This is a genomic window from Citrobacter sp. Cpo012, from assembly GCF_030333015.1.
Classification (GTDB): Bacteria; Pseudomonadota; Gammaproteobacteria; order Enterobacterales; family Enterobacteriaceae; genus Citrobacter; species Citrobacter portucalensis.
In genome coordinates this window covers 447,756-467,774 of the sequence record NZ_JAOWGR010000037.1, presented here as the reverse complement: position 1 = coordinate 467,774, position 20,019 = coordinate 447,756, and the positions used below count along the sequence as shown (strand labels likewise).

Sequence of the window (20,019 nt, the reverse complement as noted above, 5' to 3'; positions counted from 1 at the left end):
TAGGGAGTTTTATGTTTCGTCAGTGGTTAACGTTAGTCATTATTGTGCTGGTCTACATCCCTGTTGCGATTGATGCAACGGTGCTGCACGTTGCCGCGCCCACGCTGAGTATGACGCTGGGTGCCAGTGGTAACGAGCTGCTGTGGATCATTGATATTTATTCCCTGGTAATGGCCGGAATGGTATTGCCAATGGGTGCGCTGGGGGATCGCATCGGCTTTAAACGTCTGCTGCTGTTAGGCGGTGGATTATTTGGTCTCGCATCGCTGGCGGCCGCTTTTGCTCATAGCGCAAGCTGGCTGATTGCCACCCGGGCGGTATTGGCGATTGGCGCGGCGATGATTGTTCCGGCAACGCTGGCGGGTATTCGCGCCACGTTCTCTGAGCAACGGCATCGAAATATGGCGCTCGGCGTCTGGGCGGCGGTCGGTTCCGGCGGTGCGGCGTTTGGCCCACTGGTTGGCGGGATGCTGCTGGAGCACTTCTACTGGGGGGCCGTATTCTTAATTAATGTGCCAATTGTCCTGGTGGTAATGGCCTTAACCGCACGCTTAGTGCCACGCCAGGCCGGACGTCGCGATCAATCGTTAAATTTTGGTCATGCGATCATGCTGATTGTTGCCATTCTGCTGTTGGTTTACAGCGCTAAAACTGCGCTGAAAGGGCATACGGCGACCGTTGCCATCGCCCTGACGCTGTTAACCGGCGCTTTACTGTTGTGGCAGTTTGTCCGTATCCAGCTTGCGGCAGCTCGCCCGATGATTGATATGCGTCTGTTCACGCATCGCATTATCTTGAGCGGTGTAGTGATGGCGATGACCGCGATGATAACGCTGGTGGGTTTTGAGTTGCTGATGGCTCAGGAACTACAGTTTGTTCACGGTTTAACACCGTATCAGGCTGGATTGTTCATGCTGCCTGTGATGCTGGCAAGTGGTTTCAGCGGACCGATTGCCGGTATGTTGGTTTCACGCCTGGGATTACGTTGTGTGGCAACGGCGGGCATGGCGCTGAGCGCCGTCAGTTTTTACGGCCTGGCGATGACGGATTTCAGTAGCCAACAGATACAAGCCTGGATTTTGATGGCTTTGCTCGGTTTCAGCGCCGCCAGTGCGCTCCTGGCTTCAACGGCGGCTATCATGGCAGCAGCGCCGGCGGAAAAAGCCGCGGCCGCTGGCGCCATCGAGACAATGGCTTATGAACTGGGGGCAGGACTTGGGATCGCTATCTTTGGCTTACTGCTGAGCCGTAGCTTTTCTGCATCGATTCTGCCGCCAGCCGGACTTAATCCGCAGGAAGCAGAACGAGCCACATCGTCAATGGGGGAGGCGGTACAACTGGCGCACTCGCTCCCGTCGTCACTGAGTGAGGCATTGCTGACGGCTGCCAGAGAAGCGTTCACCTGGTCACATAGCGTGGCCTTAAGCAGCGCCGGCAGCATGCTTATCATATTAGCGATAGGAATGTGGTTCAGTCTGGCAAAGGTACAACGTTAATAACTAGTGAGCTAAATGACAGGGGTAATCCATCTCTTCGACTTCTTTCCCACTCAGTCGAGCGTATTGCCCCGTCAGTCTCCAGAACGCAGGTTGCGTTTCCGTATAGATCTCTGCCGCTAATATCAGGCGGCGGCGATCTACCTCATTAAGTTCCAGAAGTGTCCATGGAATAAAGTAGCGATCGCTGTCCGTCAACGTAAACCACAGTGGGCATCCGCAGCCGGAACAGAAGAACCGTTCACCACGATTTGAAGAAGGAAAGTGCGAAGGTTCTGCCGATTCTGGCGACATCAGCGGGTGAGCGCTGGCTTCCAGATACATGGCGATACCGCCTGACCATTTCTGACACAGCGTACAGTGGCAGGCATAGACATCCAGCATTTCGACGTCAACGGTAAAATGACTCTGTCCGCAAAGACAACGACCAGTGAATGTCTGCACGGCATACTCCTTATGACCGAGTCTACATTAAGAGAAAAAGCCAGCCCTTGGAGGACTGGCTTTGTATTCAGACTACAACAAAATTAGAACTGGTAGTTCAGACCAATAGCCACGATGTTGTCAGTGCTTACACCGGCAGCATTGGTGAATGCATTGTCATCCAGCAGGTTGATTTTGTAATCAACGAAGGTAGACATGTTTTTGTTGAAGTAGTAGGTAGCACCCAGGTCTACGTATTCAACCAGATCCTGGTCGCCGTAATTGTTGATGTCTTTACCTTTGGATTTCAGGTAAGCAACGGACGGACGCAGACCGAAGTCGAACTGGTACTGTGCAACAACTTCAAAGTTCTGTGCTTTATCAGCGATACCGTTAACTTTAGAACCATAGGTGGTCATGTTGCGGGTTTCGGAGTAGGTGGTTGCCAGGTAGATGTTGTTCGCATCATATTTCAGACCAGCAGCCCATACTTCAGCGTTTTTACCGTCAGCTTTGAACGCGCTGCCAGCATTGCTCTGAGAGTCAGTACGGTCAGATTTCGCATAGGTAGCACCTACGCCGAAGCCTTCATACTCGTAAGTAGAAGACAGACCGAAACCGTCGCCATTAGCTTCTTTGTCGTTGCTACGGTCATTTTTGCCTTGGTACTGAGCAGCAAAGTTCAGACCTTCAACCAGACCGAAGAAGTCGGTGTTACGGTAGGTTGCAACGCCAGTAGTACGGCCAGTCATGAATACGTCAGTCTGGGTCCAGGTATCACCACCGAACTCAGGCAGGACGTCGGTCCATGCGCCGATGTCGTATGCTACGCCGTAGTTACGACCGTAGTCGAAAGAACCGTATTCAGCGAATTTCAGACCAGCGAATGCCAGACGAGTTTTGTCGCTGTTGGAACCACCGGTGGATTCAGTACGGTTACCTTTGAATTCATATTCCCACTGACCAAAACCAACCAGTTGGTCATTGATCTGAGTTTCGCCTTTGAAGCCCAGACGCGCGTAGGTTTTGTCGCCATCGCTGCCGTTGTCGTCAGAGAAGTAATGCTGAGCGTGAACTTTACCGTAGATATCCAGTTTGTTTGCGTCTTTGTTATATACCTCAGCTGCGTTTACCGCACCTGCCGCCAACAGGCTAGTCACTGCCACTGCAACTAATTTAAGTTTCATTCTAAATAATCCTTATAATTTTTTCTTGGTGTGTTTCCTAAACCATTGCTAAACGAAGGGGTTCGTCAATGGCAAACTATTTTTAAATGACGCAGTGGTATAAGTTCAATAATAAGTTTCATAATATTGCGAAATATTTGAATTTGTGTGATCCAGATCTACATAATATAGCTGATTGTATTAATCTTTATATGTGACAAATCTGAATGGGTATATTTACGTAGGGGACTATTGTGCCGTCTATGGTTTAAATGGCGTTAGTCACGCAGGTATAATATATACATACTGAGGAATATAGATAAGCATGCAATATTTTCGGGAGTTGATTAATTACCAATTATTTAACATTAAATTAAACAAAAACAAACATAAACCACAAGTGGAATGAACATTTATTATTCATTAATTTGATTACAGTGTAGCCGGGTTTTAGATTTGCGCGATAAAACCCGGATTTTTTTTCAGGCGCGGCGTGTTGCCAACCAGCAAAGTAGCGAACCCGCACAAACCATCAATGCACCCTGCCAGAAAGATAGCGACAACGGGGCGCTGAGTAACACAGCAGCCAGAGCGGAGGATAGCACTGGGGTAAAATAGGAACCTACGGCCATGATGGTCACGTTGCCATGCAAAATGCCAATATTCCACGCCGCATAGGCAAATCCTAACGTTAATGCCGCTGAGAACATTTTAATAGTCACCGAAGTGCTGAAATTCATTTCTGGTTGCGGAGTCATAAAATAGTAAACCCACAAACTTGCAGCAGTTAGTAAAACGAATACGGTAATACCGTTAAAGCCTTTTGCGTATTTATTGGTCACCGTGCAATACGTTGCCCAGATAAATGCGCCAAGAAAGGCGAGGAAATAGCTCAGCGGGCTGCTGGCAACGTTGTTTATAATTTCACCAGGATTAAGGCCATTTTCGCCACCCAATACCCAACAAACCCCGGTCAATGCGATAATTAATCCAGGGATTACCAGCCAGGTTGTTTTTTGACCATTAAATAAAATAGCAAACAATATCGTCAGACTCGGCCAGAGATAATTGACCATACCGACTTCAATAGCCTGGTGACGAGTAGCCGCATAACCGAGAGCCAGCGCTAAACATATTTCATAGGTAACAAAAAGCACGCTACCCGCGATTAAATAACGCACAGGAATTTTTCTGATATTCGGAAAGCCAACGGTAAAAATCAGCAACAGGCCACTTAACGAAAAAATCATTGCTGCGCCACCCGCAGGACCCAGCCCTTCACTTACCCCACGCATTAGCCCGACCATCGTGCTCCAGAGCACGATGGCAATGAGCCCAATTAACGTCGCTTTTTGTTTTGTCATTCTGATTGTCTGTCCATGGTGCTGGCAAAAATTTAAGCTGAAATTTATAGCACTTTTACACCGTAGCGCGCTAACTAATTACCTTTCACCTACCCCCTTATGGGTACAAAGGTTAAACAAAGTGCACTATTTAGTAGCGGAACCGTTTCGTTATTGATTTGACGCAAAAAAAATATGGATATAGCTGATAGTTTCGTCGCGAAGTTGTACATGTCATTTTTCAATTATGCCTCGCCGGCGCGATTTGAGAGATGTCCTGTACGAATCCCTGCAAAAAAGAGGAAAGCAATGGACGTCAGCCGCAGACAATTTTTTAAAATCTGCGCGGGCGGTATGGCGGGAACAACAGTAGCTGCTCTGGGTTTTGCACCCAAAATGGCACTGGCTCAGGCGCGAAACTATAAGCTGTTACGCGCCAAAGAGATCCGAAACACCTGCACATACTGTTCCGTAGGTTGCGGGCTATTAATGTATAGCCTGGGAGATGGAGCAAAAAACGCCAAAGAGTCGATTTACCATATTGAAGGGGATCCGGATCATCCGGTGAGCCGTGGGGCATTATGTCCTAAGGGCGCAGGATTACTGGATTACGTGCACAGTGAAAACCGTCTGCGTTACCCGGAATACCGTGCACCAGGTTCCGACAAATGGCAGCGTATCAGCTGGGATGAAGCATTCACCCGTATCGCGAAGCTGATGAAAACTGACCGTGACGCCAACTTTATTGAGAAGAATGAGCAGGGCGTAACGGTAAACCGCTGGCTTTCAACCGGGATGCTGTGTGCATCTGCGGCAAGTAATGAAACCGGTATGCTGACGCAAAAATTTGTGCGCTCACTCGGCATGCTGGCAGTAGACAACCAGGCGCGCGTCTGACACGGACCAACGGTAGCAAGTCTTGCTCCAACATTTGGTCGCGGTGCGATGACCAACCACTGGGTTGATATTAAAAACGCTAACGTCGTGATGGTGATGGGCGGTAACGCCGCTGAAGCACATCCAGTGGGATTCCGCTGGGCGATGGAAGCTAAAAACAACAATGATGCCACGCTGATTGTTGTTGACCCTCGTTTTACACGTACAGCTTCGGTGGCGGATATCTATGCGCCAATTCGTTCCGGCACGGACATTACGTTCTTGTCCGGCGTCTTGCTGTACCTGATTGAAAACAACAAAATTAACGCTGAATACGTTAAGCATTACACCAACGCCAGCCTGCTGGTGCGGGATGACTATGCTTTTGAAGACGGTCTGTTCAGCGGGTACGACGCGAAAAAACGCCAATACGATAAATCGTCCTGGAACTACCAGTTCGATGAAAACGGCTACGCGAAACGCGATGAAACGTTAAGCCATCCTCGCTGTGTCTGGAACCTGCTAAAACAGCACGTTTCCCGCTACACGCCGGATGTGGTGGAAAACATTTGTGGTACGCCGAAAGAAGACTTCCTGAAAGTCTGCGAAGTGCTGGCTTCCACCAGCGCAGCCGATCGCACCACCACGTTCCTGTATGCGCTGGGTTGGACTCAGCATACCGTCGGGGCGCAGAACATCCGCACCATGGCGATGATCCAGTTGCTGCTCGGCAACATGGGGATGGCAGGTGGCGGTGTCAACGCCTTGCGCGGCCACTCCAACATTCAAGGGTTAACCGACTTAGGTCTGCTCTCTACCAGCCTGCCGGGCTACCTGACGCTGCCGTCAGAGAAACAGACAGACCTGCAAACCTATCTGGCCGCAAACACGCCAAAAGCGACATTGGCCGATCAGGTTAACTACTGGGGCAACTATCCGAAGTTCTTCGTCAGCCTGATGAAATCTTTCTACGGCAATGCAGCGCAGAAAGAAAATGACTGGGGCTTTGAGTGGCTGCCGAAGTGGGATCAGTCCTACGACGTCATTAAATACTTCAACATGATGGATAGCGGGAAAGTCACCGGCTACATCTGTCAGGGCTTTAACCCTGTTGCGTCCTTCCCGGACAAAAACAAAGTGGTGCAGAGTCTCAGCAAACTGAAGTATCTGGTGGTTATCGATCCGCTGGTGACCGAAACTTCAACGTTCTGGCAGAACCACGGTGAATCAAACGACGTTGATCCGGCGTCGATTCAGACCGAAGTTTTCCGTTTGCCTTCTACCTGCTTTGCGGAAGAGGACGGCTCCATCGCCAACTCTGGCCGCTGGCTGCAGTGGCACTGGAAAGGTCAGGACGCACCGGGTGAAGCCCGCAACGACGGCGAGATCCTTGCCGGTATTTACCACCGCCTGCGCGACATGTATCGCACTGAAGGCGGTAAAGCTGTAGAACCCGTTCTGAAAATGAGCTGGAACTATAAGCAGCCGGACGAACCGCACTCCGAAGAAGTGGCGAAAGAGAACAACGGCTATGCGCTGGAAGATCTCTATGATGCCAACGGCGTGCTGGTTGCGAAGAAAGGTCAGTTGCTCAACAGCTTTGCGCTGCTGCGCGATGATGGTTCTACGTCATCATCCTGCTGGATTTATACCGGCAGCTGGACCGAGCAGGGCAACCAGATGGCCAATCGCGATAACGCCGACCCGTCAGGTCTCGGTAATACGCTGGGCTGGGCCTGGGCATGGCCGCTAAACCGTCGCGTGCTGTATAACCGCGCTTCGGCGGATCCGCAGGGTAAACCGTGGGATCCAAAACGCATGCTTATCCAGTGGAACGGTACGAAGTGGACGGGGAACGATATCCCGGACTTCAATACCGCGGCACCGGGCAGTGGCACCAATCCGTTTATCATGCAGCCGGAAGGGCTGGGGCGTCTGTTTGCTATCGATAAGATGGCGGAAGGTCCGTTCCCGGAACACTACGAGCCGATGGAAACGCCGCTGGGCACTAATCCGTTGCACCCGAATGTGATCTCCAACCCGGCAGCGCGTCTGTACGAAGCGGATAAACTCCGTATGGGCACGAAACAGGACTTCCCGTACGTCGGGACGACCTATCGTCTGACCGAACATTTCCATACCTGGACCAAGCACGCATTGTTGAATGCGATTGCCCAGCCAGAGCAGTTTGTGGAAATCAGCGAAACGCTGGCGGCAGCGAAGGGGATCAACAACGGCGATCACGTGAAAGTCAGCAGCAAACGTGGATTTATTCGCGCAGTTGCCGTGGTCACTCGTCGTCTGCGTACCCTGAACGTCAACGGTCAGCAGGTAGAAACGGTTGGGATCCCAATCCACTGGGGCTTTGAAGGAGTCGCGCGTAAAGGCTTTATCGCCAACACCCTGACGCCGAACGTCGGTGATGCAAACTCGCAAACGCCGGAATACAAAGCGTTTTTAGTTAACATCGAGAAGGCGTAAGGGAGGCGAACATATGTCTATGGAAACGCAGGACATCATCAAACGGTCCGCAACAAACTCCATCACGCCGCCACCTCAGGCTCGTGATTACAAAGCAGAGGTCGCGAAGCTGATCGACGTTTCCACCTGCATAGGCTGTAAGGCCTGTCAGGTGGCATGTTCAGAGTGGAACGATATCCGCGATGAAGTCGGCCACTGCGTCGGGGTTTATGACAACCCCGCCGATCTCAGCGCCAAGTCCTGGACGGTGATGCGGTTTACCGAAACCGAACAGAACGGCAAGCTGGAGTGGTTGATTCGTAAAGACGGCTGTATGCACTGTGAGGATCCGGGCTGCCTGAAGGCGTGCCCGTCTGCCGGGGCCATCATCCAGTACGCCAACGGGATTGTCGATTTCCAGTCAGAGCACTGTATTGGCTGCGGCTACTGTATTGCCGGGTGTCCATTTAATATTCCGCGCCTCAATAAAGAGGATAACCGCGTGTATAAATGTACGCTGTGTGTGGACCGCGTCAGCGTCGGGCAGGAACCTGCCTGCGTGAAAACGTGTCCGACCGGGGCAATACATTTCGGCACCAAGCAGGAAATGCTGGAAATGGGTGAACAGCGTGTGGCCAAACTGAAGGCACGCGGTTTTGAACATGCCGGTCTTTACAACCCGGAAGGTGTGGGCGGCACGCACGTCATGTACGTTCTGCATCATGCCAACCAGCCTGAACTGTATCACGGCCTGCCAAAAGACCCGCAGATAGATACCTCTATCAATCTGTGGAAAGGAGCGCTGAAGCCGCTGGCCGCTGCCGGATTTATCGCCACCTTCGCCGGACTGATTTACCACTACATTGGTATTGGTCCGAATAAGGAAGTGGACGACGACGAGGAGGATCATCATGAGTAAGTCGAAAATGATTGTGCGCACGAAATTTATCGACCGCGCCTGTCACTGGACGGTGGTGATCTGCTTCTTCCTGGTAGCGCTGTCGGGGATTTCATTTTTCTTCCCGACTCTGCAATGGCTGACGCAAACCTTCGGTACGCCGCAGATGGGACGCATTTTGCACCCGTTCTTCGGCATACTGATCTTCGTGGCACTGATGTTCATGTTTGTACGCTTTGTGCACCACAACATCCCGGATAAGAAAGATATTCCGTGGCTGAAAAACATTGTGGAAGTACTGAAAGGCAATGAACACAAAGTGGCGGATGTGGGCAAATACAACGCCGGGCAGAAAATGATGTTCTGGTCGATTATGAGCATGATTTTCGTGCTGCTGATTACCGGTATCATTATCTGGCGTCCGTACTTTGCGCAGTTCTTCCCGATGCAGGTCGTGCGCTATAGCCTGCTGATCCATGCGGCTGCGGGGATTATCCTGATGCACGCCATCCTCATCCATATGTATATGGCGTTCTGGGTGAAAGGATCGATTAAAGGCATGGTCGAAGGGAAAGTGAGCCGTCGTTGGGCGAAGAAACATCACCCACGTTGGTATCGCGAAGTTGAAAGACAAGAAGCGAAAAAAGAGAGCGAGGAGGGGGTTAACTAATCCCTGATGTTCCCTCTACGCAATGGCGCTACATCGGTAGCGCCATTTTTTTGCCAAAAAAACGTCATGTTTCTGTCATCTGCTGAACGTAAGGTGTTGTCTTTCCGATAATAGAAGAGTTAAAAGACAATGCATCTGGTGAAAAAATTACTCGCAGTCAGCGTGTTTCTTTGTGCTTCAGCTCAGGCACAGAACATCCTCGAATTTCCTCAGCCGGAGAACAACCCGGAAGAGTTTTATGCCGTAACCGAAATTCCTGCAGGTGGAATGATTAAATATGAAACCGACGCCAAAACCGGTTTTATCGTTGCCGATCGCTTCCAGTCAATGCCGGTTGCCTATCCCGCCAACTACGGTTCACTCACCCAGTCTTTAGCCGGTGACGGTGACCCGCTGGACGTCATTTTTTATACCCGTGCGCCGCTTGCTCCGGGAACGTTGATTAAGCTGCGCGCTATTGGCGTCCTGAAGATGATCGACGGCGGTGAAAAGGACGACAAAATTGTCGCCGTTCCGGCCAGTAAAATTGACCCAACTTATGACGACATCAAAGAGTTGAGCGATCTGCCCAAGATTGAAGTTCAACGTCTGGAATCTTTCTTCCGCGTGTACAAAGATCTGCCGGAAGGGCGCAAGAAGGTCGAATTAAACGGTTTCAATGACGCCGCTACGGCAAAGCAAGAGATCAAACAGGCCTGGGATGCCTGGAAAGAGAAAAAACCGCAGCAATAAATGGTATGCCGGATGACAAAAGTATATCCGGCATTTATATCACTGTACCGCCAGCTTACGCAGACGTGAAATATCCACGCTTTTTTGGGCCTCTGCCAGACTCCAGGTATTTTGCAGGTTTAACCACATTTCGGGTGAACTGCCAATCACTACGGAGAGTTTAATCGCCATCTCAGGCGTCAGAGCCGCTTTCCCGGTTAATAGTCGACTTGCCGTTGACGGTGCAATCTCCATAGCTCTGGCAAACTCGCGCAGGCTGACATTGAGTTCTTCCAGCGCTTCCTGAATGATATCCCCAGGACGGGGATGATTTGCCATCTTCATCAATGATAGTCCTCGTAATCCAGTATGTACGCGTCGCCATTGACGAATTCAAACGTAATACGCCAGTTACCTGAAACAGAAATTGCCCATATGCCGTCGCGTTCACCCACCAGAGGATGTAGCTTATAACCGGGCATATTGATATCTGTAACCTTGCTTGCCGCATCAATAACGGCAAGTCTGTGTCGTAATCGTCGGACATGTTTCGCCATAACGCCTGATGTTCGTCCATGAAGAAACAAATCGCGCAATCCCTTGTGCCTGAAGTTCATGATCATCCGTATCATCCTTGTTCCTTCAAGAGGAACACTACCATCAATGTTCCGTTAAACGCAACACCAAGATTGCGATATTTAAAATTGTGCGGCGAATGTGCAAAAAGAAAAAGGGAGAAGGGGAATAACTGGAAAGCGTCACGCAAGAATTGCCGGATGGCTGGCCTACACGCGCATTTTGCTGATGTAGGCCGGATAAGCTTGCGCCATCCGGCAATAAAGGTTACTCCAGTTGTGCGTTCAGACGTTCAATCTCTTTACGCCATTGCGCCTGTAACAACGGTTTTTGATGTTTCGGCTTGCGGGCGAGATCGTCGGCCAGACGCTGCTCAAGATCGAGAAGTTGTTCCAGCAATCTATCGCTGTCACCGCTTATTTCAGTTTTCGCTTCGACCGCCGTTTTGGGAACGGTTATCTCCGCGGACGTTTCCCGAATACGCGCATTGACCGCCTCCAGATCGTGCCATTCACTGAGTTCGCCATTGTCGATTAGCCAGAACCGGTTGCAGCTTTGGCTGATAAGCTGCCGGTCGTGACTGACCAGCAACACGCCGCCGTTATAGCTTTGTAGCGTTTCTGCCAGCGCCTCTTTGCCTTCCATATCCAGATGGTTGGTCGGTTCATCGAGCATCAGCAGACTGTAGCGCGCAAGCGTCAGCCCAACAAATAGTAACCGGGAGCGCTCACCGCCGCTTAACGTGCTGACTCGCTGCGCATGACGAACCCACGGAAATCCCGCGCTAATCAACGCCATCTTGCGAATCTCTGGCTGCGGGGCAAACGCTTCCAGCGCGTCAAACAATGAATCGTTATCGGCAAGCTGATGCAGCGTCTGGTCGTAATAACCCAGGGTAACGCGCGGGTGTAACACCAGTGAAGGCGATGCCAGCTGTGACTGAAACTGTTGCCAGATAAGCCTTAATAGCGATGATTTCCCGCAACCGTTACGCCCGACAATCGCCACGCGATCGCCGCTTTTTAACCGGATACCGGCAATGGAAAACAGTGTATCTGCACCGGGAGCAGGGGCTACAGACAGATTGGTCATCTCCAGCAAACGATCTGCACGCAGGGCATCACCCTGCAATGTTAGTGTCCACTGACTTCCTGACGTCACTTCTGTTTGCACCTCTTTCAGGCGCTGTACCTGTTTTTCCATCTGCTTGGCCTTGCGGGAGAGATCTTCGTTGTCGTAGACCCGCCCCCAGGTTGCCAGCCGTTTGGCGCTGGCAGTCACCCGGTCTATCTCTTTTTGCTCAGCCTTGTGGCGCAGAGCATCGCTGACATCTCTTTCTGCCAGAGCCTGACGCGCCGCGCTACAGGGTAGATCGAAGGCATGCAGGGTGCGATCGCGCAAGATCCAGGTTCCGTGAGTCACCGCGTCCAGCAGCTGCGGGTCGTGGGAAACCACCACAAAACTACCAGACCAGTTCTGTAAGAACTGCTCCAGCCACAGTAATGTTGGCAAATCCAGGTGGTTACCCGGTTCATCCAGCAGCAGCAGGTCAGGATTACGCATCAGCGCCCGCGCTAATAGCAAGCGCGTGTGCTGGCCACCGCTCAACGTTTGCGCTGTAAGAGATAAATTCTCTGGCGTAAAACCCATTTCGGCAAGCAGTGCTTCAACCCGCCACTGCTGAGCTGCGCGTTCATGCTCGGGAAGTTGAGCGAGAACGGCTTCCTGTAGCGTAAGCGGCAGTATATCGTCAGGTAGATGTTGTTCTACACGCGCGAGATGGCAGTGATTCGCCTGCGCGATTGCCCCACTGGTGGGCGAGATCGTGCCATCGAGCAGTTTTAACAGCGTGCTTTTGCCGCAGCCGTTGTAACCGATAAGCCCGATGCGGTCGCCTTTTTTCAGGGTAAAGGAAAGATCGTCGAATAGCGTGCCGAATGCCGTATCAACGTGTAAGGATTGTGTGGTTAGTAATGTGCTCATTGTTGCTTACTCAAGAGTTACAGGCGTGAAAACGCCTCGTCAAACATCGCTGACGATAACCCGGTAAGCCCGAGAGAAGGGGATTTAGAAGTTAGCTTCGCTCAAGCAGAAGTTATCGCAGCACGATACCGATAACGCTTGAGCACTGGCGATCGCCAAAAGCATGTGAAACGATAAAACGTTCACAGTACAGCATAAGTATCCTCCTTTTGTTTTTCAGAATGTTAATCGGTGGTGAAAGTGTAATCGTAAGTTACGCAAAAGCGCAAGTGTTGAACGCCCGGCAGCAGTGTGCCGCCGGGCAAACCGTCAAATAGAGGTACGACGGTAGTCGCGATATTCTGCCTGCCAGAAATTATCGTCAATTGCCTGTTGCAGCGCTTCGGCGGAGGTTTTCACTGCCACACCTTGCTGCTGAGCCATTTTACCGACGGCAAAGGCTATGGCGCGAGAAACGGTCTGAATATCTTTCAGTTCCGGTAGCACCAGACCTTCACCGTTGAGCACCAGCGGTGAATACTGCGCCAGCGTTTCACTCGCCGACATCAGCATTTCATCAGTGATGCGCGACGCGCCAGACGCAATCACACCCAGGCCGATACCCGGGAAGATATAGGCGTTGTTACACTGGGCGATTGGGTAAATTTTATCTTTCCACAGTACCGGTGCGAACGGACTACCGGTCGCAACCAGCGCGTTCCCTTCGGTCCAGGCGATAATATCCTGTGGTGTAGCTTCAACACGGGAAGTGGGGTTAGACAACGGCATGACGATCGGACGCGGACAATGCTTGTGCATTTCGCGGATGATCTCTTCGGTAAACAGGCCAGTTTGTCCGGAAACGCCGATCAGGATATCCGGCTTAACGTTGCGGACCACATCGAGCAACGACAGCACATCTTCTTGGGTATCCCAATGCTGGAGATTTTCGCGTTTTTGCACCAGTTTGGTCTGGAAGGAGAGCAGGTTCGGCATTTTGTCTGTTAACAGGCCGAAGCGGTCGACCATGAATACGCGTTGACGCGCCGCTTCTTCGCTTAGACCTTCACGCTGGATCTGCGCAATGATCTGCTCGGCGATCCCGCAACCGGCGGAACCCGCACCGAGGAAGACGATGTTCTGTTCGCTCAACTGGCTACCGGCCGCGCGGCTAGCCGCAATCAGCGTACCGACAGTAACCGCCGCGGTGCCCTGAATATCGTCGTTAAACGAGCAAATTTCATCACGATAACGGGTCAGCAGTGGCATAGCGTTTTTCTGGGCGAAATCTTCAAACTGCAACAGCACGTCCGGCCAGCGATGCTTCACGGCCTGGATGAATTCATCAACGAATTCGTAGTATTCATCATCAGTGATACGCGGATTGCGCCAGCCCATATACAACGGATCGTTCAGCAGTTGCTGGTTGTTGGTCCCCACGTCCAGTACCACCGGAAGAGTATAGGCCGGGCTAATTCCGCCACATGCGGTATATAGCGACAGTTTACCGATTGGAATGCCCATCCCGCCGATCCCCTGATCGCCAAGACCTAAAATACGTTCGCCATCGGTGACAACGATGACCTTGATATTGTGGTTAGGGACGTTTTGCAGGATATCGTCCATATTGTGGCGGTTCTGATAAGAGATAAACACGCCGCGCGCACGACGATAAATCTCAGAGAAACGCTCACAGGCCGCGCCGACCGTTGGGGTATAGATAACTGGCATCATCTCATCCAGGTGATTATGCACCAGTCGGTAAAACAGGGTTTCGTTGGTGTCCTGGATGTTGCGCAGGTAAATATGTTTGTCGATTTCGGTTTTGAATCCCTGATATTGGATCCAGGCGCGTTCAGCCTGTTCCTCAATCGTCTCGACCACTTCCGGCAGTAACCCCAGCAGGTTGAAGTTACGGCGTTCTTCCACACTGAAGGCGCTCCCTTTATTCAGTAAAGGGAATTCCAGCAGTACCGGGCCAGCGTAGGGGATGTAAAGGGAACGCAGTTTTTTGGTTTCGTTTTCCATGTCACTCACTCTTTTTTGAATAACCGTCCCTGGCGCTCTTTATGATCGTATGTGGCCTGTCCGCCAGGGAAACGGGCGAAGTATAAAGCATTGTGAATGGGTTAAGGGGTTTTATAAGCAAAAACACCACTGCGGTTGCAATGGTGTTTATCTCGTTACTCAGTCAGACGTGCGAAAGGCTACTTGCCGTCAGTGCGGCGCTTTCTTCCAGTAGGATTATTGACCACGTTGGTTTTGTCACCTTCGGTCACGATTTTACGTTGATTTGAGATTTTGTGGTCCAGTCCGAGAATATGACGGGCCTGACGGTTCGATTTCATTCTAACTCCTTAATCCTGTTACTGGTTTCAAGGGCGAGCCCGTATGAGAACGGACGAAATACAACCTGATATAAAGCCGATGTTCAACATAACGGCTTTCTGGATGGTCGGTCATTTTATCTGAAAGGTCAATGCTTAAGCGGCAAATGAGAACTATCCCGTATGTAACATGCTTTTTCTCAGCCGTTCTATACTAGTAACTCCGACGACAATACAGGAGAGCGGTAATGACTATCCATAAGAAAGGTCAGGCACACTGGGAAGGCGACATTAAGCGCGGCAAAGGCACTGTGTCGACCGAAAGTGGCGTGTTGAATCAGCAACCGTATGGGTTTAATACACGATTTGAAGGTGTGAAAGGCACCAATCCTGAAGAATTGATTGGCGCGGCCCATGCAGCCTGCTTCTCGATGGCACTTTCGCTGATGCTGGGCGAAGCAGGGTTTACACCAGATACCATTGATACCACTGCCGATGTTTCTCTGGATAAAGTAGATGCCGGGTTTGCGATCACTAAAGTCGCGTTGCATAGCCAGGTGAGCGTGTCGGGGATAGACGCCGCCACGTTTGACGGCATCATCCAGAAAGCAAAAGCTGGATGCCCGGTATCGCAGGTACTGAACGCGGATATTACGCTGGATTATCAGCTGAAGTCTTAATCATGGCGCGCCGGATGCGACTGCGTCTTATCCGGCCTACGACTGTGCCGGATGTAAGTCAGTCTTATCCGGCACCTGATGATGTTATTGCGCTACCCAACCGCCATCCATATTCCACGCCACGCCGCGCACCTGCGCCGCACCGTCTGAACACAGAAATACTGCCAGCTCACCTAACTGTTCCGGCGTGACGAATTCGCGCGATGGCTGCTTTTCCGCCAGCAGGGCGTCACGCGCAGCCTCAGGCTCTGCGCCTTCGGCAATACGCTTATCGATCTGCTGCTGGACCAGCGGCGTGAGCACCCAGCCGGGACACAGCGCATTGCAGGTGACACCCGTCTGCGCGGTTTCCAGTGCGATGGTCTTGGTGAATCCCACCACGCCGTGCTTCGCCGCTACGTAGGCAGATTTCTCTTTTGAGGCCACCAGGCCGTGAACAGAAGCGATATTAATGATGCGCCCCCAGTTTCGCGCGCGCATACCAGGAAGTGCCAGACGCGTGGTGTGAAAAACGGAAGAGAGATTAATAGCGATAATCGCGTTCCATTTATCAACCGGGAAGGTTTCCACCGGGGATACATGCTGGATCCCCGCATTGTTGACCAGAATATCAACGCCACCGAATTCGCTCTCGGCATAGCGCATCATGTCGGCAATTTGCGCTTCATCGCTCAGATCTGCGCCATGATAGCCTGGTGTTTTGCCATATTGGGCAACAGCATCTTTGGCGGCATCCACATCACCAAACCCGTTGAGGATCAGGGTGGCGCCCGCTTGCGCCAGCACCTGTGCGATACCTAATCCGATACCACTGGTCGAGCCGGTAACCAGGGCGGTTTTTCCCGTTAAGTTCATGATGATTCTCCTTAAACAATTCCGGTGGTGTAGAAGACGCCGATGACAAACAGTACGGCCAGACTTTTAATGACGGTAATAGCAAAAATTCCGCCATACGCCTGACGGTGGCTGAGACCGGTGATAGCTAATAAGGTAATGACTGCGCCGTTATGCGGCAGGGTGTCCATACCGCCGCTGGCCATAGACGCCACGCGGTGAAAGACTTCAAGTGGGATATTGGCAGCGTGAGCGGCCGCGATAAAGGTGTCAGACATGGCGGCAAGGGCAATACTCATCCCGCCAGACGCCGAACCGGTGATCCCGGCGAGCGTAGTGATACTGATAGCTTCATTGAGCAGCGGGTCAGGAATAGCCGCCAGCGCTTTTGACAGTACAAGGAAACCTGGCAGGGCGGCGATCACTGCGCCAAAACCGTACTCTGACGCGGTGTTCATCGCCGCGAGGATCGCGCCGCCAACCGCCGTTCTGCTGCCTTCCGCCAGGCGACCTTTAATGTTGCGATAGCCGAAGAGCACCACCAGCAGGATCCCAGAAATCAGCGCCGCTTCCACTGCCCAGATAGCAGTGATTTTACCGACTTCGGTGGTAATCGGTTTGGCGAGACCCGGAAGCTCCAGTTGATGCGTGGCGCCATACCATTGCGGGATCCAGCGGGTAAACAGCAGGTTAAATACCCCAACCAGGATCAGCGGAGAGATCGCGATGATCGGGTTCGGCAGATTAATGTTATCCGGCGTTTCCGGCTCGTTTAACAGTTCAGTCCCATAGCCTTCATTCTTTGCCTGCGCTTTACGACGCTGACGTTCGAGATAAACCAGACCAACAACGATGATAAACACGGAACCTATCAGACCCAGCCACGGCGCGGCCCAGGCGTTGGTACCGAAGAAACTGGTCGGAATAATGTTCTGGATCTGCGGTGTGCCTGGCAGGGCATCCATGGTGAAGGAGAACGCGCCCAGCGCAACGGTTGCCGGGATCAGCCGCTTCGGGATATTGCTCTGACGGAACAGTTCGGCCGCGAACGGATACACCGCAAACGCCACGACGAACAGCGATACGCCGCCGTAGGTCAACAGCGCACATACCAGCACAATAACCGGAATGGCATGGCGACGGCCGAGAATGTTGATAGCGGCGGCAACAATGGAACGTGAAAACCCAGATAACTCGATTAACTTGCCAAACACTGCCCCCAGCAAGAACACCGGGAAGTAAAGCTTCACAAAACCGACCATTTTTTCCATAAACAGGCCGGTGAAAGCAGGGCCGACGGCGCTAGGTTCGGTAAGCAATACAGCACCTAATGCCGCGATGGGGGCAAACAGGATAACGCTATATCCGCGATAGGCTGCCAGCATCAGCAGGCCCAACGCTGCCAGGGCGATTAATACACTCATCATGACTCCTCAATATCATTGTTATAGTGGGGTACAGAAAGAGAAGTTACGGTTTCAGGGCAAAGCGCAGTTGATGCTCCCTGCGTTGCTGGATGTATTCCTTGCGCGAATCATCCCAGCGATAAAATCCCTGGCCGCTGCGCAACCCGGTATCACCGTTGGCAACCTTGTCAGCGACCAGCGACATCATGTCGCTGCCGGTTGCCAGTTCCGGAAGCAGATGCCGACAAATGTCCTGCACCGTAGAAAGTCCGGTCATATCAGCAGCCTCCAGCGGACCGACCATTGCATAGCGACGTCCGAGCGAGGCGCGCATCACCTGATCAACCACTTCTGCGCTGGCGATGCCGCTTTTAACGATATGTAGCGCTTCACGCAGCAGAGCAAACTGCAGTCGATTGCCAACAAACCCTGGTGCTGCGCGGTCGAGCACCACGGCCTCAAGTTGCATCGCGATCAGTTGTTGTTGCAATTCATGGAGATACTCCGGCTTCGTTGCGGTGCCAGGTACAATTTCGACCAGCGGAATAAAATGTGGCGGGTGCCAGAAATGGGCGATCAGCAACCGTTCAGGATGGGCGAGTTTTTCTGCCAACGCATCCGGCGGCAGGCCGCTGGTATTACTGGCAATAACGGCCTCCGGCGCGATCAGCTCTTCCAGTTGCGCATACAGTGCGTGTTTAAGTTCGAGCCGCTCCGGGATCGCTTCAATCAGTAACCGGCATGCGGCAATATCCTGTAGCGAGGTTGTGCCGTGCAGGCGAGCCACGACCGTCGCTTTTTCACCAATTGCAAATTGATCAGTGACAATCAGCTCATCCAGGATACCGCCAGCAACTCCGCTTATTTCTGCAATTCGGCTGCTATCGGTATCGTATAACCAGACATCGTAACCAAAACGGGCGAAGTGGGTAGCAATGCCGACACCCATTAACCCCGCGCCCAGAACGCAGATAGGCTTACTTTGCATGAGCTACCCCCTGCGGACGTTCTACCGCCAGCGCCACACCTTGACCGCCACCTACGCACAGCGTACCCAGCCCTTTAGCTGCATTGCTGCGAGCCATTTCGTGCAGCAGTGTTACCAAAATTCGGCAACCTGATGCGCCAATCGGGTGCCCCAGCGCAATCGCACCGCCGTTCACGTTTACCCGGTTGCTGTCCCAGTTCAGGGATTCGCCAACCGCCAGCGCTTGCGCAGCAAAGGCTTCGTTGGCTTCGATAAGATCCACGTCATTTAGCGTCCAGCCAGCACGCTTCAGGCACTGGAGTGACGCTTCTACCGGCCCAATGCCCATAATGGCGGGATCGACGCCAGAAACCGCGTAGCCCGCCACCTGGGCAAGCACTGGCAGATTGAGTTCCGCGGCTTTGGCGGCGCTCATCAACATCACCGCGGCGGCACCATCATTGATGGATGATGCATTTCCGGCGGTCACCGTGCCGTTACCCGGACGAAACGCCGGTTTAAGTTGCGCCAGCTTGTCGGCCTGAGTATCCGGGCGAGGTTGTTCGTCACGGTCCACCACACGTGGCGGCTTTTTGCCCTGTGGGACGCTGACCGGCGTGATTTCCGCGTTAAAACGACCCGCTTCAATGGCGGCGGCAGCTTTTTGCTGGGAGTGCAGGGCAAAAGCGTCCTGCTGCTCACGACTGATTACGAACTTATCCGCCAGATTTTCGGCAGTAATACCCATGTGATAGTCGTTGAACGCATCCCACAGGCCGTCATGCACCACGCTGTCTTTCATACTGGCATGACCCAACCGCAGACCGGCCCGCGCGCCGTCGAGATAATAGGGCGCATTGCTCATGCTCTCCTGGCCCCCGGCAATCACGATTTGCGCATCGCCACAGCGAATCGCCTGTACCGCCTGATGCACCGCCTTCAGACCCGAACCACACACCAAGTTGATGGTTAACGCGGGCGTGGTGACCGGCAGTCCTGCCCGTAACGCCGTTTGTCTGGCCGGATTCTGACCGCAGCCCGCAGTCAGAACCTGACCTAAAATCACCTCATCAATTTGCTCAGGCACCACAGCCGTTTTTTCCAGCAGCGAACGGATCACCACTGAACCAAGCTCAACCGCGGAAAGTGGTGCCAGCGCGCCATGAAAACTGCCAATCGGGGTGCGCGTTGCCGCGACAATGACAACATCCTGCATGGTCAGCT

The 20,019-nt window shown here is 52.4% G+C and carries 17 protein-coding genes and 1 pseudogene; 6 read left to right on the top strand and 12 right to left on the bottom strand.

Translation table 11 applies throughout. From position 1 onward, the window contains the following. Positions 1-11 precede the first annotated feature (11 nt). Positions 12-1,496: an MFS transporter gene (locus OGX90_RS12135; RefSeq protein WP_286623934.1), complete on the top strand. Its 1,485-nt coding sequence runs from the start codon at positions 12-14 to the stop codon at positions 1,494-1,496. A 3-nt stretch (positions 1,497-1,499) separates the two neighbouring features. On the opposite strand, the gene OGX90_RS12130 is transcribed toward OGX90_RS12135, so the two are convergent. The 3 genes from OGX90_RS12130 to yddG all read right to left on the bottom strand — a co-directional run bounded on the left by OGX90_RS12130 (position 1,500) and on the right by yddG (position 4,449). Next, a complete protein-coding gene (locus OGX90_RS12130) occupies positions 1,500-1,940 on the bottom strand; it encodes a GFA family protein (RefSeq protein ID WP_003833032.1) in 441 nt (146 codons plus the stop codon). Between the two features lie 83 nt (positions 1,941-2,023). Continuing rightward, positions 2,024-3,106 (bottom strand): porin OmpD, encoded by a 1,083-nt coding sequence (ompD, locus tag OGX90_RS12125; protein WP_286623931.1) that lies wholly within the window; start codon positions 3,104-3,106, stop codon positions 2,024-2,026. A gap of 461 nt (positions 3,107-3,567) precedes the next feature. Further along, positions 3,568-4,449, bottom strand: coding sequence for an aromatic amino acid efflux DMT transporter YddG (gene yddG / locus OGX90_RS12120; protein ID WP_048214181.1), 882 nt, complete (start codon positions 4,447-4,449; stop codon positions 3,568-3,570). Positions 4,450-4,737: 288 nt separating this feature from the next. Between yddG and fdnG the strand changes: the two genes are divergently transcribed. From fdnG to OGX90_RS12100, 4 genes and pseudogenes are all read left to right on the top strand, one after another. Then, positions 4,738-7,785, top strand: a complete 3,048-nt coding sequence (fdnG, locus tag OGX90_RS12115; protein ID WP_095533095.1) for a formate dehydrogenase-N subunit alpha — start codon at positions 4,738-4,740, stop codon at positions 7,783-7,785. Positions 7,786-7,798: 13 nt separating this feature from the next. Beyond that, positions 7,799-8,683, top strand: coding sequence for a formate dehydrogenase N subunit beta (gene fdnH / locus OGX90_RS12110; RefSeq protein WP_003833024.1), 885 nt, complete (start codon positions 7,799-7,801; stop codon positions 8,681-8,683). After that, the gene (gene fdnI / locus OGX90_RS12105) at positions 8,676-9,332 is read left to right on the top strand and encodes a formate dehydrogenase-N subunit gamma (RefSeq protein WP_003020054.1); all 657 of its coding nucleotides are present in this window, start codon (positions 8,676-8,678) and stop codon (positions 9,330-9,332) included. Before fdnH ends, fdnI begins: the two co-directional genes overlap by 8 nt. 129 nt (positions 9,333-9,461) lie before the next feature. Beyond that, a pseudogene (locus OGX90_RS12100) lies at positions 9,462-10,062 on the top strand (inorganic diphosphatase); the annotation flags it as partial. 41 nt (positions 10,063-10,103) lie between these two features. Here the strand turns inward: OGX90_RS12100 and OGX90_RS12095 are convergent. From OGX90_RS12095 to sra, 5 genes are all read right to left on the bottom strand, one after another. After that, positions 10,104-10,388, bottom strand: a complete 285-nt coding sequence (locus OGX90_RS12095; protein WP_003833018.1) for a HigA family addiction module antitoxin — start codon at positions 10,386-10,388, stop codon at positions 10,104-10,106. Then, entirely contained in the window at positions 10,388-10,666 is a 279-nt protein-coding gene (locus tag OGX90_RS12090; RefSeq protein WP_003833016.1) for a type II toxin-antitoxin system RelE/ParE family toxin, read from the bottom strand. The genes OGX90_RS12095 and OGX90_RS12090 overlap by 1 nt, the downstream gene beginning before the upstream one ends. Before the next feature lie 220 nt (positions 10,667-10,886). Further along, entirely contained in the window at positions 10,887-12,602 is a 1,716-nt protein-coding gene (locus tag OGX90_RS12085; protein ID WP_286623928.1) for an ABC-F family ATP-binding cassette domain-containing protein, read from the bottom strand. A gap of 309 nt (positions 12,603-12,911) precedes the next feature. After that, positions 12,912-14,609, bottom strand: a complete 1,698-nt coding sequence (gene maeA, locus OGX90_RS12080; RefSeq protein WP_003833011.1) for a malate dehydrogenase — start codon at positions 14,607-14,609, stop codon at positions 12,912-12,914. A gap of 179 nt (positions 14,610-14,788) precedes the next feature. After that, a complete protein-coding gene (gene sra / locus OGX90_RS12075; RefSeq protein WP_003833009.1) occupies positions 14,789-14,929 on the bottom strand; it encodes a stationary-phase-induced ribosome-associated protein in 141 nt (46 codons plus the stop codon). 227 nt (positions 14,930-15,156) lie between these two features. Here sra and OGX90_RS12070 point away from each other — a divergent pair, with 227 nt between their 5' ends. Beyond that, on the top strand, positions 15,157-15,588 hold the full coding sequence (locus tag OGX90_RS12070; RefSeq protein WP_286623926.1) for an OsmC family protein: 432 nt from the start codon (positions 15,157-15,159) through the stop codon (positions 15,586-15,588). Positions 15,589-15,672: 84 nt separating this feature from the next. Here the strand turns inward: OGX90_RS12070 and OGX90_RS12065 are convergent, their stop codons facing one another. The 4 genes from OGX90_RS12065 to OGX90_RS12050 are packed head-to-tail and all read right to left on the bottom strand — an operon-like array spanning position 15,673 to position 20,011. Beyond that, positions 15,673-16,443, bottom strand: a complete 771-nt coding sequence (locus OGX90_RS12065; protein ID WP_286623922.1) for a 3-hydroxybutyrate dehydrogenase — start codon at positions 16,441-16,443, stop codon at positions 15,673-15,675. Between the two features lie 11 nt (positions 16,444-16,454). Continuing rightward, complete coding sequence (locus tag OGX90_RS12060) at positions 16,455-17,849, bottom strand: GntP family permease (RefSeq protein WP_196776256.1); 1,395 nt, start codon at positions 17,847-17,849, stop codon at positions 16,455-16,457. 43 nt (positions 17,850-17,892) lie between these two features. Next, positions 17,893-18,816 (bottom strand): 3-hydroxyacyl-CoA dehydrogenase family protein, encoded by a 924-nt coding sequence (locus OGX90_RS12055; RefSeq protein ID WP_286623920.1) that lies wholly within the window; start codon positions 18,814-18,816, stop codon positions 17,893-17,895. Then, positions 18,806-20,011, bottom strand: coding sequence for an acetyl-CoA C-acetyltransferase (locus tag OGX90_RS12050; protein ID WP_286623918.1), 1,206 nt, complete (start codon positions 20,009-20,011; stop codon positions 18,806-18,808). The genes OGX90_RS12055 and OGX90_RS12050 overlap by 11 nt, the downstream gene beginning before the upstream one ends. Positions 20,012-20,019: the final 8 nt, after the last annotated feature.